This window comes from Nocardioides sp. (assembly GCF_047602075.1).
Lineage (GTDB): Bacteria > Actinomycetota > Actinomycetes > Propionibacteriales > Nocardioidaceae > Nocardioides.
In genome coordinates this window covers 188218-202446 of sequence record NZ_JASGIF010000002.1, presented here as the reverse complement: position 1 = coordinate 202446, position 14229 = coordinate 188218, and the positions used below count along the sequence as shown (strand labels likewise).

General features: G+C 69.9%; 12 protein-coding genes. 9 read left to right on the top strand and 3 right to left on the bottom strand.

The window, feature by feature from the left end:
* The first annotated feature begins 56 nt into the window (after positions 1 to 56).
* The 7 genes from QM714_RS13690 to trxA all read left to right on the top strand — a co-directional run bounded on the left by QM714_RS13690 (position 57) and on the right by trxA (position 8859).
* Entirely contained in the window at positions 57 to 2153 is a 2097-nt protein-coding gene (locus tag QM714_RS13690; protein ID WP_415101476.1) for a hypothetical protein, read from the top strand.
* The gene (gene murJ / locus QM714_RS13685; RefSeq protein ID WP_415101474.1) at positions 2150 to 3820 is read left to right on the top strand and encodes a murein biosynthesis integral membrane protein MurJ; all 1671 of its coding nucleotides are present in this window, start codon (positions 2150 to 2152) and stop codon (positions 3818 to 3820) included. Before QM714_RS13690 ends, murJ begins: the two co-directional genes overlap by 4 nt.
* Positions 3821 to 3880: 60 nt before the next feature.
* Positions 3881 to 5836, top strand: coding sequence for a hypothetical protein (locus tag QM714_RS13680; RefSeq protein WP_415101472.1), 1956 nt, complete (start codon positions 3881 to 3883; stop codon positions 5834 to 5836).
* On the top strand, positions 5833 to 6531 hold the full coding sequence (gene sigM / locus QM714_RS13675; protein ID WP_415101470.1) for an RNA polymerase sigma factor SigM: 699 nt from the start codon (positions 5833 to 5835) through the stop codon (positions 6529 to 6531). Before QM714_RS13680 ends, sigM begins: the two co-directional genes overlap by 4 nt.
* Positions 6528 to 7280: a hypothetical protein gene (locus tag QM714_RS13670; RefSeq protein WP_415101468.1), complete on the top strand. Its 753-nt coding sequence runs from the start codon at positions 6528 to 6530 to the stop codon at positions 7278 to 7280. The genes sigM and QM714_RS13670 overlap by 4 nt, the downstream gene beginning before the upstream one ends.
* A gap of 79 nt (positions 7281 to 7359) precedes the next feature.
* Entirely contained in the window at positions 7360 to 8352 is a 993-nt protein-coding gene (gene trxB, locus QM714_RS13665; RefSeq protein ID WP_415103030.1) for a thioredoxin-disulfide reductase, read from the top strand.
* A 180-nt stretch (positions 8353 to 8532) separates the two neighbouring features.
* The gene (trxA, locus tag QM714_RS13660) at positions 8533 to 8859 is read left to right on the top strand and encodes a thioredoxin (RefSeq protein ID WP_415101466.1); all 327 of its coding nucleotides are present in this window, start codon (positions 8533 to 8535) and stop codon (positions 8857 to 8859) included.
* Between the two features lie 16 nt (positions 8860 to 8875).
* On the opposite strand, the gene QM714_RS13655 is transcribed toward trxA, so the two are convergent.
* A complete protein-coding gene (locus QM714_RS13655) occupies positions 8876 to 9523 on the bottom strand; it encodes a GNAT family N-acetyltransferase (RefSeq protein WP_415101464.1) in 648 nt (215 codons plus the stop codon).
* 117 nt (positions 9524 to 9640) lie between these two features.
* Between QM714_RS13655 and QM714_RS13650 the strand changes: the two genes are divergently transcribed.
* Positions 9641 to 10957: a PLP-dependent aminotransferase family protein gene (locus tag QM714_RS13650; protein ID WP_415101462.1), complete on the top strand. Its 1317-nt coding sequence runs from the start codon at positions 9641 to 9643 to the stop codon at positions 10955 to 10957.
* 70 nt (positions 10958 to 11027) lie between these two features.
* Positions 11028 to 11999, top strand: coding sequence for a D-alanine--D-alanine ligase family protein (locus tag QM714_RS13645; RefSeq protein ID WP_415101460.1), 972 nt, complete (start codon positions 11028 to 11030; stop codon positions 11997 to 11999).
* A 169-nt stretch (positions 12000 to 12168) separates the two neighbouring features.
* Here QM714_RS13645 and QM714_RS13640 read toward each other — a convergent pair whose 3' ends face one another.
* Together QM714_RS13640 and QM714_RS13635 are read right to left on the bottom strand one after the other, a co-directional pair.
* Positions 12169 to 13155, bottom strand: a complete 987-nt coding sequence (locus QM714_RS13640; protein ID WP_415101458.1) for a ParB/RepB/Spo0J family partition protein — start codon at positions 13153 to 13155, stop codon at positions 12169 to 12171.
* On the bottom strand, positions 13152 to 14105 hold the full coding sequence (locus QM714_RS13635) for a ParA family protein (protein ID WP_415101456.1): 954 nt from the start codon (positions 14103 to 14105) through the stop codon (positions 13152 to 13154). Before QM714_RS13635 ends, QM714_RS13640 begins: the two co-directional genes overlap by 4 nt.
* Between the last annotated feature and the right edge of the window lie 124 nt (positions 14106 to 14229).

The following is a 14229-nucleotide window of genomic DNA, read 5'->3' as shown; positions in this document are numbered from 1 at the left end:
CTGGCCGCCGCCCACACGGTCACAGGGACCACAGCCGCGACGGATAGAGTCGCGGCGTGGTCCGTCGCGCGCAGATGCTCGGTGTGCTCGGCGCGATGACCACCCTGTTGCTGGCCTTGCTCGCTGTGATGACACCGGCCGAGGCCGCCGAGGACGATGATCTCCCGCTGGCGGTGACGATCACGTCGCTGAGCCCCTCGACGCTCCCTGCGAGCGGACCGGTGACGATCTCCGGCACCGTCACCAACACCTCGACGCAGGAGTATCGCGTCATCCGTGTCTACGGGCTGACCTCGACCACACCGATCACCTCGCGGGCCGAGCTCGCCGAGGCCGCGGAGAGCAGCCCGACCGTCGACATCGGCGACCGCATCACCGCTCGCTCTGCCTCCATCGACGCGCTCGCGCCCGGTGAGCAGCGACCCTACTCGCTCACCATTCCGCGTCGTCTGCTCCCCATCGGGGCCGACTCGACGCCGGGTGTCTACTGGCTCGGCGTCCATGCCTTGGGCGAGACCGATGACGGCCGGCTGCCGGGTGCCGACGGCAAGGCGCGCACCTTCATGCCACTGATCACCGACCAACACAAGTCGGTGGACGCCGCGCTGGTGATGTCGCTCCGGCACGAGGTGCGCTATCGGTCCAGCGGGCGGGTGGCCGGGCTCGACCGCTGGCGGACCGACCTCTCCCCTGGAGGTCGCCTGGCCGACTTGATCGGTTTCGGCCAAGCGGCGGGCGACCGGCCACTCACCTGGTTGGTCGACCCGGCAGTCACCGATGCCGTCCGGCGGCTCGCAGCAGGCAACCCCGCACAATGGCTCGGCCGCACCCGAGGTGACGATTTCGACCAGCCCCTCCAAGCGGCCGCCGCCGTGGACGCTGATCGCGGTCGCCCGACCGACCCGGTGGCGGCGACCGCAGCCGACTGGCTCGGCTCGGCCACCAGCGCACTTTCCGATGACCAGCTGCTCGCACTCCCCTACGGCGATGTCGACGTCTCGGCCGCGGCACGTTGGTCGATCGCGACCTACCAGCAGGCCCGCGCCAGCTCGGGCCGCTCGATCGTCGGTCTCGACCTGCATGCATCGCCCGTGGTGGCACCGCCCGACGGCTATCTCGACCCCGACGCGCTGAGCCAGCTGCCGACTCGGACAACGGTGCTGCTCGGCGATCAGATGGTGCCGGGTGACCAGAAGCCGACCGTGATCGAGGCGGACGGACGGAGTTTCGTCGCCAGCGACCAAGCGGTCAGCACCGGCGGACCGCGTCCCGGCGAGCGGACCGCGCCACTCCAGATCCGCCAGCGCATCCTCAGCGACGCCGCCCTGCGCCTGCTTGCCGGCGACGGTCCGCTGGTGGTCACCTTGCCCAGCGACTGGGACACCGGCGGCCCGGTCGACGCCGACGAGTTCTTCACCGGTCTGGACGTGCCCTGGCTGCACCTGACCCGGCTACGGGCGATCGTCAACCGAACGCCCGCCGTCGTCGAGGCGAACGAACTGACCTACCCCGAGGCACGGGCCGACGAGGAGCTGCCGGGCCCCAACTTCGGCGCGGCCTCCGCGCTCGTCGACGACGGTCAGTTGATGCAGTCGGTGCTGCCGACCAACCACACCATCGCCGAGGAGGTGCGCCGTCAGGCCCTGACCAGCACGTCGTACGCCTCCCGCGGCGATCCAGAAGCCGCCCGCGAGCGCGCGGACATCGCCCGCGAGCGTCTCCTCAAGCGGCTGGGTCGGGTGACGGTGGAGGCGCCGTCGTCGGTCACCTTGTCCAGCGACAGCGGGCGGTTCAGTGCGATCATCACCAACGGGATGGCCGAGCGGGTCCGAGTGCAGGTGGTCGGGCGCTCTGACGGCGAACTCGCGATCACGCCGTCGGAAGTCATCGAGCTAGCCCCCGGTGAGCTGGCCACGGTCGAGCTCACGGCGAGCAGCCGGGTGCTCGGCCTGCACGACGTCACGTTGTTGGTGACGGATGCCGACGGTCAGCCGCTCGGCGGACAGGCCCGGTTTCCCCTGCGCGCGGCACAAGTCAGCAGCGTGATCTGGGTGGTGTTCGCGGTCGGGGCGGCACTCCTCTTCGGAGCGATCGCCGTGCGCCTCGTCCGACGGATTCGTGGCGCTCTGCAACGACGATCGGCTGCCTCGTGAGCGATCAGGACGAGCAACAGGGCATCCTCCGCTCCTCGGCGGTGATGGCGGCAGGCACCGTCGTCTCCCGGCTGACCGGCTTCCTGCGCGCGGGCCTGCTGGCCTGGGCACTGGGACCGCTGCTGCACGCGGACATCTTCAATCTGGCCAACACGATCCCCAACATGCTCTACATCCTGCTGGCGGGCGGGATCTTCAACGCCGTGCTGGTCCCCCAACTGGTGCGGGCGATGAAGCACGACGAGGACGGCGGCGACGCCTACACCAACCGGGTGCTGACGCTCGCCGTCCTCTTCCTCGGCGTGGTGACGATCCTGCTGGTCGTCGCCGCGCCCTGGGTGATGGCCCCGTTCCTGGGCAGCGCCTGGGATTCGCTGCCCGCGCAGCGAGAGTCGGTGATCGCCTTCGCGCGCTACTGCCTCCCACAGGTGTTCTTCTACGGAATGTTCGTGTTGGTCGGGCAGATCCTCAACGCGCGCGGGCGCTTCGGGCCGATGATGTGGGCGCCGATCGCCAACAACTTCATCTCGGTCGCGGTGCTCTCCGCCTATCTGGTGATCCATGGCCAGCCGGCCGACCTGTGTGGCCCCTTCACCTCGAGCCAGGAGCTCTTGCTGGGCCTCGGCTCGACTCTCGGCATCGCGGTGCAGTTCTTGATCCTGCTGCCCTTCTTGCGGGCTGCGGGCTTCCGCTTCCACCCCCGCTTCGACTTCGGCGACGCCGGTCTCGGGCACACCCTCCGGCTCGGCATGTGGACGGTGCTGTTCGTGGTGGTCAACCAGCTGGCCTACACCGTGGTGGCCAGGCTGGCAGGCAGCGGCACCGCCCAGGTCGCTCTCGACACCTGTTCGCCGGCGACCCAGGCGACCGGCTACACCGTCTACTCCACCGCGTTCTTGATCGTGATGGTCCCGCACTCGGTGGTCACCGTCTCGCTGGCGACCGCGATCCTGCCCCGGCTCTCCGCCCACGCCGCGGACCAGGACCTGTCGGCGATGGGCCGGACGCTGATCGGCGCGCTGCGGTCCGTGCTGGCGGTGATCGTGCCGTTCGTGGCGCTGATGCCGATCATCGCCCCCGATCTGGCCAATCTGCTGCTCGGGCATGGGGCGACTCGAGAGAGCTACTCCCTCTACGTGCCGACACTCTCCCTGTTCGGCATCGGCCTGTTCTTCTTCACCGTGCACTACCTGATGCTGCGTGGCTTCTACGCCATCGAGCTGACCCGGACCGTCTTCTGGATCCAGTGCGTGGTGGCGACCACCAACATCGTCGTCGCCGTCGTCGCGGTCCCCCACGTGGATCCGGTCGACACCGCGCCGATGCTGGTCGGCGCCTACTCTGCGGCGTACGCCGTCGGCGCGTCGGTCTCCTTCCTGGTCCTCGGCCAGAGGATCGGCCGCCTCGGAGATGCGCAGCTGGTGCGGTACGCCGTCCGGTTGGCGCTGGCGGTCGCGCTGACGGCTGCGGCGGCGTACCTCGTCTCCCGACTGGTGCACGTCTGGCTGGGCGCGCATCCCTCCTGGGTGATCTCCACCGTCATCTTGGCCGGTGTGAGCACCCTCGGTGTCGCGATCTATCTGGGTCTGGCCCGGCTCTTCGACCTGACCGAGGTGCGCGCCATCTGGAACATGCTGGGCGGACGGTTGCTGCGGCGCGCTCGATGAGGCGGTCGGCCCTCTACGATGGGCTGGACGACAAGTTCGCAGCGGGAGCCAAGGGGGGACGTGCCCACGTCGAACCGGCCCGGGGACATCCTCGCCGGGCGCTACCGACTCGACGACCTGCTCAGCGAGAGCAGGGGCGCCCGATTCTGGCGTGCCTATGACTTGGTGCTCGCCCGCCCGGTCGCGGTGCACGTCATCGCGGCCGCTGACGAACGGGCACCGCTGCTGTTGGAGGCGGCGCGCCGGTCAGCACGGGTGCGCGATCGACGCTTCCTGCGAGTGCTCGATGCCGACGGCACCGGCACCGAGTGCTTCGTCGTCAACGAGTGGGGCCAGGGCCGCTCCCTCGACATCGTGTTGGCCAGCGACGGTCCGCTCGACCCGACCCACGCGGCGTGGCTGATCGGCGAGACGGCGGCAGCATTGGCGGCGGCCCACGATATCGGCGTCACCCACAACCGACTGGTGCCTGAGAACGTTCTTATCGACCACCACGGCGACGTGCGCATCATCGGGCTCGCGGTGGATGCCGCGCTCAACGGGATGCCGACAGTGCACCAGGCCACCGATGTGCGCGACCTCGTCGGCTGTCTGTACGCCGCGCTGACCGGCCGCTGGCCCGGCCCGTCCGCCTCCCTGGTCCCGTCCGCCCCGCGCGCGGCGGGCAACGTGCTTCGGCCACGACGTGTCCGGGGCGGGATCCCGCGACCGCTCGACGAGCTGTGCGCCATGGTCCTCTGCCCGCCTCAGATCGGCGCACACGCCCGCGCCGCCTACGACCTCACCACGGCCCGTGGCGTCGCCGACCTGCTGCGTGCCTACGTCGGCGAGCCCACCGACCTGTCCGACCTCGCGCCAGCCGCGGCACCTCCCGCACTTGGAGTCGCGCTCCCGCCGCTTCCAGACGAGATCACCTGGCCCGACCGAGACCAGCTGGCCGGGCAACCGACGGAGGCGATCGCCGCTGCGCCCGACGCGTCCGGTCCGAGCACCGAGCTCCTCGGCAACGCCGGCGGCGACTCTGCCAGTGATCTCGCCGGCGATCCGGAGGCCACCTCCGCTCCCGTCGCGCCCGAGCAGCTCCCCCTCACCGAGCAGCCGACCGAGGCAGGCATGCCGGTCTTCGAGGAGTCCGGTGACGTGGGGTGGGTCTCCGCGCGAGTCACGACGCCCGCACCGCCACCGCCGTTCGAGCAGCCCGCCGTCAAGCCGTTGTTCGCTCCCGACCCGCCCGCCGGCATGCCGGTGCGCCGCCCCCGGCAGTCGGGAGGGGCCACCACCACGACGCTCGGAGCCACGCCGACCGGCGCCGGGGCGACCCGCAGCAGCGGGGAGTTCTGGCCCTGGGACACCACCGGGTCGGCCGCACTCACCAGCAGCGGGGCGCTGCCCCTCGACGAGGAGACCGACGACCAGGTGCCGGGACGACGCTGGTTCCGGCTGGCGCTGATCGTGGCCGTGGTGGCGATGGCGTTCCTGGTGGCGATGGTGGCGGTGAACCTCACCCGCGGGCGCGGTCTGTTGGGCAACGAGCGCGACGGGTCGGGCTCCTCGTCGTCGACCGGCGCTACCGCCAAGGTCGTCACCGGCGTTCGCGCGACGGACTTCGACCCGCAGGGGGATCCACCGAGTGAGAACCCCGAGCGTGCCGCCTTCGCTGTCGACCGGGACCCGTCGACCTCGTGGACGACCGAGACCTACCGCCAACAGCTCGGCCCCGGTGGCTTGAAGAGCGGCGTCGGCCTGGTCCTCGAGCTGGGCCGCAGCCGCAGCGTGCAGAGCGTCACCCTGCGCATGGTCGGCAAACCCACCGGTGTGAGTCTGTATCTCACCGACACCGCGCCGACGACGGTCGACGACCTGACTCCTGTCTCGACCGACACCGTCGGGCAAGAGTCCACGCTCACCCTCACCGACGCACCCACCGGTCGCTACCTGACCGTGTGGCTGACCGTGCTACCCGCCGTCCAGGGCGGCTTCCGTGGCGAGGTCGCCGAGGTAACGGTGCGGTCATGACGACCGAGGAGGCCTCGGACACCGCGTTGCTGGCCGCACATGTCGACGGTGACCCGGATGCCTTCGGCGTCCTCTTCGCCCGGCATCGTGACCGCTTGTGGGCGGTCGCGGTGCGCACGATGGGCAACCCCGAGGACGCGGCCGACGGGCTCCAGGACGGCCTGATCGCGGCGTACCGCAGAGCGAGCTCCTACCGCGGCGAGGCCGCGGTCACCACCTGGCTGCATCGGGTCGTGGTCAACGCCTGTCTGGACCGACTGCGCGCCGCCCGAGTGCGGGCGGCGCAGGCACTGCCCGACGACCTGGACGAGGTGGCCACCCATGGCTCCCTGATCACCGCGGACCTCGACCACGACCCCGCCGACGCGGTCGTGGCGACCGAGCGACGCGAACTGTTGCTGGCCGCGTTGGCCGAGCTGCCCGCCGAGCAGCGGATCGCCCTCGTGCTCGTCGACATGGAGGGCCACTCGGTCGCGGAGGCGGCGCAGATGCTCGGCTGCGCGGAGGGCACGGTGAAGTCGCGATGCTCGCGCGGCCGCACCAGGCTGGCCACCCGACTCGGCATGTTGAGGCCGGGCGCCCCCTCTGCCGACACCGCGGGGAACCCTGCGGTCGCCCCGACCGTCCCACCTTCTGGGCCGTCACTCCGCGGTCCCAGTCCGCCACCCGAGCCGACGAGAGGAGGTGCACCATGACCGAGGACGAGCTGTCCCCCGAGACCGAGGAGCAGGTGCGCCGACTGCTCGCCTCGGCCCGGCACACCGACCCGATGCCCGAGACCGTCGCCGCGCGGATGGACGAGGTCCTACGCGGCCTCTCCGACGAGCGGCGGGAGGACTCCCTCACCGCACCCGAGGCCGCCGAGACCGTGAAGCACAGCCCACCGGTGAGTCTCGACGCGGTCAGACGCCGGCACCACCGGCGCTTCGCCCTCCTGGCCGGTGCCGCCACACTCGTGGTCGGCGGCGTGGTCACCCCGATGTTGCTTCACCTGGGCGAGGTCACCGGGGAGTCGTCCACCGCGGCTGACCGCGCTACCGGAGGCTCGGTCGACTCCGACTCCGGTCTGGAAAGCGCTCCCGACAAGCCGGAGCGCACCGACAAGGCGAGGGGAGTCTCGCCGGCACGCTCGTCTCCCTCCGACAGCCTGGCAGCCGCCACGCTGAGGTCCGAACACTTCCGTCGGGACGTGGCAGCCCTGACCAAGGCTCCGAAGGCCTATCTCGCCGAGCGCGATCAGACCACCACCGACGGCGCCGCACATCGGGCCATCGCGGGCTGCCCCGACAACCCCGACCTGGGTCGGGGACGCGCGCTCCGGGTGACCTACGACGACGAGCCGGGCATGCTCGTCTATCGCCGACCGACTGGCACCGGACAACGGGTGGACCTGTTCTTGTGCGGCTCCAGCAGCCCCACCCGGAGCGTCACGCTGCCCCGTTGAGCGGACGCCGGACGGGTCAGGGAATGCCGAGGACCTACGATCGGTTGCACCGACGTACTGTCCTGATACCCCGGTGGGTATGTCACCCGGAAGAAGTGAGCGCAGCATGGCCGACCAGTCCGACATCCGCAACGTCATCGTGATCGGCTCCGGGCCGTCGGGCTACACCGCGGCGCTCTACACCGCGCGCGCTGCCCTGCAGCCGCTGGTCTTCGAGGGGTCCGTCACCGCCGGTGGCGCGCTGATGAACACCACCGAGGTGGAGAACTTCCCCGGCTTCCGGGACGGCATCATGGGGCCGGCCCTGATGGACGAGATGCGCGCCCAGGCGGAGCGGTTCGGTGCCGAGCTGGTGCCTGACGACGTGGTCGAGGTCGACCTGACCGGGGACCTCAAGGTCGTCAAGACCGCCACCGGCAGCTACACCGCTCGCTCGGTGATCCTGGCCACCGGGTCGGGCTACCGCAAGCTCGGCCTGCCCCGCGAGGAGGAGCTGTCCGGGCGTGGTGTCTCCTGGTGCGCGACCTGCGACGGCTTCTTCTTCCGCGACCAGGCGATCGCCGTGGTCGGTGGCGGCGACTCGGCGATCGAGGAGGCCACCTTCCTGACCCGATTCGGCACGAAGGTCTACCTGATCCACCGGCGTGACGAGCTGCGGGCCTCCAAGATCATGCAGGAGCGGGCGTTCAACGACCCCAAGCTCGAGATCATCTGGAATGCCCAAGTCGTCGAGCTGCACGGCGAGCCGAAGCTGTCCTCGGTGACCCTGCGCGACACCGTCACCGACGAGACCCGCCCCCTAGAGGTCACCGGCCTGTTCATCGCGGTGGGTCACGACCCGCGCTCGGAGCTCCTGGGTGGTCAGGTGGACCTCGACGAGAACGGCTATGTCTTGGTGGATCACCCGAGCACCCGCACCAACCTCCCCGGTGTGTTCGCGGCGGGCGACCTGGTCGACCACCACTACCGGCAGGCGGTCACCGCCGCCGGCACCGGCTGCGCCGCCGCCTTGGACGCCGAGCGCTACGTCGCCGAGCTCCAGCACGCCGCCGCAACCAGCGCGTCGGCTTGAGTTGACCGCCGGGCGGCCGGCGATCTCCGGGATCTCGGGCGGGTGCCCGGCGAGGGACGGAACAAACCGTCGGGGGCCTGGTGTTGACTGAATTGATCGGATCGCGCGAGCGGCCCCCTGGGCAGGCTCGGGCATCCCGCTGACCACGACCAAACGCCAACCAAGGAGCAACCCGTGTCCATGGGCAAAGTGACCGACGCCGACTTCGAGAGCGTCGTACTCAAGGCAGACAAGCCGGTCCTCGTCGACTTCTGGGCCGAGTGGTGCGGCCCTTGCCGCCAGGTCTCGCCGATCCTGGACGAGATCTCCAGCGAGCACGGCGACAAGATGGGCTTCGTCAAGATGAACGTCGACGAGAACCCGGTGACGCCGTCGACCTACATGGTCACCGGCATCCCCACCATCAACGTCTACTCCGGCGGTGAGCTGGTCAAGTCGATCGTCGGTGCCCGGCCCAAGGCTGCCATCCTCGGCGAGCTCAAGGAGTTCCTGGGCGCGCAGGTCTAGGGAGCCACGACACCGGTCAGCGAGAGGACCGGTGAGTGCGACCCAGCGGCACGTCCGGTCGCGGCTTGGGCACGGGGCGCACGACGCCGACCAGGCGTTCCAAGGCCTGCTCCACCTCGTCACGCCAGGTCAACGCGGTGCGCAACTCCATCCGCATGCGGGGCGTGGTGCTGTGTGGCCGCTGGGTCTTGAAGCCGACGCTGCCCAAGAAGTCCGCTGGCATCACGCAGCCCCGGGCGCCGCGGGAGTCGCCGAACGCCTCCACCGCTGTCACCGTTTTGCGTCTGATCAGGTCGCGGGCCATGCCCTGGATCAGCATCCGGCCAAGCCCGCCGCCACGGTGGGCCGGGTCGACGTACACGACCGAGAGCAGCACCGCGTCCGGCGACACCGGAGCCGTCGGGAACGCCGCTGCTCCGGGCAGATAGCCCGTCGGGGCATAGATCGCGTGTCCGACGGGGCGCTCGTCGACCAACGCCACCCGCCCACACGAGCCCCAGTCGCGCAGCACCTGGCTGACCCAGGCCTCCTTCTCCTCGGCGCGATCAGCGGCAGGCACCCGCATCCGGCGGACCGGGTCGAGCTCCCAGAACAGGCAGTCTCGACAGGAGCCCGCGAGGTCGGGCATCAGGTCCACTGTCAGTCGGACGATCTTGCGGGCCATCTGCCTCCCTCCGACTCGTGCCCCGATGTGCAGGCTGCGCCTCGATCGTCCATGCTAGACCTCGTGCATCCGCGCCACCGTGTGGAACCTGCCGACAGCGACGGGCTCGGCTGATCCATGGACCACTCCCCCGCCCGCAGCACCCGCCTCGACTCCTACGTCGACCGCTACGCCGCCCGCACGGCCGGCATGACCGCATCGGAGATCCGGGCCCTGTTCGCCGTCGCCTCCCGGCCCGAGGTGGTCTCGTTGGCCGGTGGCATGCCCAACATCTCCGGGCTGCCCCTCGACGTGGTCGCCGACTCGCTCACCGATGTGATGTCCTCGCGTGGCTCGGTCGCACTGCAGTACGGCTCCGGTCAGGGCGACCCGCAGCTGCGCGAGCAGATCTGCGAGGTGATGCGCCTGGAAGGCATCGACGCTCACCCCGATGACGTGGTGGTGACCGTCGGGTCGCAGCAGGCCGTCGACCTAGTCACCCGGGTGTTCTGCGATCCCGGGGACGTCGTCATCTGCGAGGCACCGTCGTACGTCGGCGCGCTCGGCGTCTTCAAGGCCTACCAGGCCGACGTCGTCCACGCCGAGATGGATGCCGACGGCCTGGTGCCCGACGCGCTGCGCCAGGCGATCGCGGCCACCCGAGCAGCGGGCCGGCGGATCAAGTTCCTCTACACGATCCCGAACTTCCACAATCCCGCCGGCGTCACCCTGTCCGCCGCGCGGCGGGCCGAGATCCTCGATATCTGTCGCGCCGAGGACGTCTTGGTGCTGGAAGACAACCCCTACGGGCTGCTCGGCTTCGATGCCGAGCCGATGCGGGCGATGCGAGCCGACGAGGCCGAGGGTGTGATCTACCTCGGCTCCTTCTCGAAGACCTTCGCTCCCGGATTCCGGGTCGGCTGGGCGCTGGCGCCGCATGCCGTCCGCGAGAAGCTGGTGTTGGCCCAGGAGTCGGCCACCCTGTGTCCACCGACCTTCTCCCAGCTCGCCGTCTCGGCCTATCTCACCGACCACGACTGGCGCGGTCAGATCAAGTCCTTCCGCGAGATGTATCGCGAGCGGCGTGATGCGATGGTGACCGCTCTCGGCGACCTGATGCCGGCGACTTGCACCTGGAACGTCCCCGCGGGTGGCTTCTACGTCTGGCTGCAGCTACCCGAGGGGATCGACGCCAAGGCGATGTTGCCCCGAGCGGTGACCGCCCGGGTCGCCTACGTGCCCGGCACCGCGTTCTACTCCGATGGCTTCGGCTCCCGGTTCGTGCGACTGTCGTTCTGCTATCCCACGCCCGAGCGGATCCGGGAGGGGGTGGCCCGGCTGGCCGGCGTACTCCAGGCCGAGGTCGAGCTGCGCGAGACCTTCGGTGCGACGGCACCCAGCCCGGGCCTGGTCCCACGGAGCCGGTACGACGGTCCCGCCACCGACCTGACCTGACGGTGGTCGCAAGACCTGCCGTGATCGAGGCCCGCTGAAATCGAGGCCCGCTGAAATCGAGGAGAGACTGATGAGCCGACCAGCACAAGACAGTGCCCCTTCGGGGGCCGTATTGGTGCTCGCCGGCGGCCTCTCCCACGAGCGGGACGTCTCGCTCCGCTCGGGCCGCCGGGTCGCCGAGGCCCTGCGTGGCGTCGGGCTGGACGTCGTCGAGCGCGATGTCGACGCCACCTTGATGTCCTTCCTGCGTGAGGAGCGGCCCTCCTGCGTGGTGCCGATGTTGCATGGCGAGACTGGTGAGGACGGTGCGCTTCGTGAGGTCTTCGAGCTGCTGGATCTGCCGTACGTCGGCTCGGTCCCGGCCGCCTGCCGGACCGCCTTCGACAAGCCGACTGCCAAGTCCATCGTCACCCGAGCCGGCCTAGCCACTCCACCGTCGGTGTGCCTGCCGCACGAGACCTTCCGTGAGCTCGGCGCCGCGGCGGTGATGGAGGCGCTGATCGCCCGGCTGGGCCTGCCCATCATGGTCAAACCCGCGCAGAGCGGCTCCGCGCTCGGCTGTAGCGTCGTCTCCCGCTCCGAGGAGCTGCCGGCGGCGATGGTCAACGCGTTCGCCTACGGTGACGTCGCCCTGCTCGAGCGGTTCGTCGTCGGCACCGAGATCGCGGTGCCCGTCCTCGACGACGGCACCGGCCCCCGGGCCTGGCCAGCGGTGGCGATCAGGCCGGATGGCGGCATCTACGACTACACCGCGCGCTACACCGCCGGTGCGACCGAGTTCGAGGTCCCTGCCCCCCTCTCCGACGAGCTGGCCGCCGAATGCGCCCGGGTCGCCCTCGCCGCGCACGAGTCTCTCGGGCTACGCGATCTCTCCCGCTCCGACCTGCTCGTCGGCGCCGACGGCACGGTGTGGTTCTTGGAGGTCAATGTGGCGCCCGGCTTCACCGAGACCTCCCTGGTTCCCCTCTCCGTCGCCGCCGGCGGCGCCGACCTGGGCGAGGTCTGCGCCAACCTCGTCACCGCCGCCATCGCCCGCAGCTGACCTGCCCTGACCCATCTTCCGCGGTGCTGTAGTGGGATGGGGCCCGGTATCCGGGCCACTTTGCCACCACAAGACCGCGGCAGACGGCGACCGCCCAACGAACGGCGCTTAGTCGACAAAGCAATAGAACGATGAGGAGCCTTATCGATAAGGATTGACCCGGGCGGGCTCAGATCGGGCGGTCGGTGCGGTTGCGGGGGTCCATGATGTCTACGATCCGCTGGAGGTCCTCCAGGGTGGCGAACTCGACGGTGATCTTGCCCTTGGCTCGGCCGAGGTCGATCTTGACTCGTGTCTCGAGACGGTCGGAGAGTCGCTCGGCGAGGTCGGTCAAGCCGGGAGCAACCGGCTTGCGCCGGGTCTGGCGTGTGGGGCGTTCCTCGGCATCGCCGACCGCAACGATCTCCTCCAGGCCCCGCACGCTGATCCCCTCAGCAACAACCCGCTGGGCGAGCCGATCCTGCAGGTCGGCGTTGTCGAGCGCGAGCAGCGCCCGGGCGTGGCCCGCGGAGAGGACTCCGGCCGCCACTCGGCGCTGCACCGCGGGCGGGAGCTTGAGCAGGCGGATCGTATTGCTGATCTGGGGCCTGGAGCGTCCGATCCGCTGGGCTAGATCCTCGTGGGTGCAGGCGAAGTCCTCCAGCATCTGCTGGTAGGCAGCCGCCTCCTCGAGCGGGTTGAGCTGGGAGCGGTGCAGGTTCTCCAGCAGCGCGTCGCGGAGCATGTCGGTGTCGTCGGTCTCCCGCACGATCGCCGGGATCTCGCTGAGACCGGCCTCGCGTGCTGCTCGCCAGCGCCGCTCGCCCATCACCAGCTCGTAGCTGTCGGCGTCGATGCGCCGGACGACGACCGGCTGCAACAGCCCGATCTCCCGGATCGAGAAGACAAGCTCCGCCATCGCGTCCTCGTCGAAGACCTGACGTGGCTGGCGGGCGTTCGGGGTGATCTGGTCGATCGGAAGTTCGGCGAAGGAGGTGCCGGCTATCGGAGCCAGGTGGACCTCCGGAGCAGCCGTGACCTCAGCGACATCACCGTTCGCCGAGGAGGTCGCCGACGACTCCGGGCTGGCGATCTGCTCGGGCGGCTCCGCGGGCGCCGTCGGGATCAGCGAGCCCAAGCCACGACCGAGGCCACGGCGCTTGGGGGTGGCGTTCATGTGGGCGCTCCCTTGGTGACGATCTCCCGCGCTGCCTCCAGATAGCTCAGCGCACCCGGCGAGCCAGGATCGTAGGTCATCACGGTCTGGGCGTACGACGGCGCCTCCGACACTCGCACCGACCTCGGGATGGTGGTCTTGAGGACTCGATCGCCGAAGTGCTCCCGCACCTCCTCGGCGACGCCCGCCGCCAATCGGGTGCGCGCGTCGAACATCGTCACCATGATGGTGGACACCACCAGCCGCGGGTTGAGGTGCTTGCGCACCATCTCGACGGTCTCCAGCAGCTGACCGAGGCCCTCCAGCGCGTAGTACTCCGCCTGGATGGGGATGAGCATCTCGGCACCGGCAACCAAGGCGTTGAGGGTGAGCAGGCCGAGCGACGGTGGGCAGTCGATGAGGACGTAGTCGTAGCGCTCCTCCCCCGCTGACTCGGCCGGGCCGATCCGGTCGTGGGCCTGCAGGGCACGCAGCAGACGGGTCTCCCTGGCGACGACCGAGACCAGCTCGATCTCGGCACCCGCCAGGTCGATGGTCGCGGGGACCACGTCGAGCCCCTCGACGTCGGGGCAGGAGGTGGTGACCTCGGTCAGAGACACTCCGTCCACGATCAGCTCATAGGTGGATGGCACTCCCCGCCGATGCTCGATGTTGAGTGCCGTCGAGGCGTTGCCCTGCGGATCCAGATCCACGACTAGCACCCGCTGGCCCAATTGGGTGAGCGCCGCTGCGACGTTGACGGTCGAGGTGGTCTTGCCGACCCCGCCCTTCTGGTTGGCCACCACCAGCACCCTGGTGTGCGTCGGTCGCGACATCGGCTGGCCGCGTAGTGCGCTCTGTCGGGCTAGCACCGAGTCTTGGACGGCCTGAGCCAGCGGCGTCGTCTCGTCCGCGAAGAGCGGTCCGTCGGCGGCCAACTCGGCCGCGGTGCGGACCTCGAGCGGGTTCATTGGCGGTCCTGTTTCACGTGAAACATCATCGCTGGATCGGGGTGTGAATGGCGACCCTGCCTGTGGATGAACTGGCTGGTTCTGTGGATAGTCACGCTCAGCAAGCGGGTCTTCACCGGTGGAT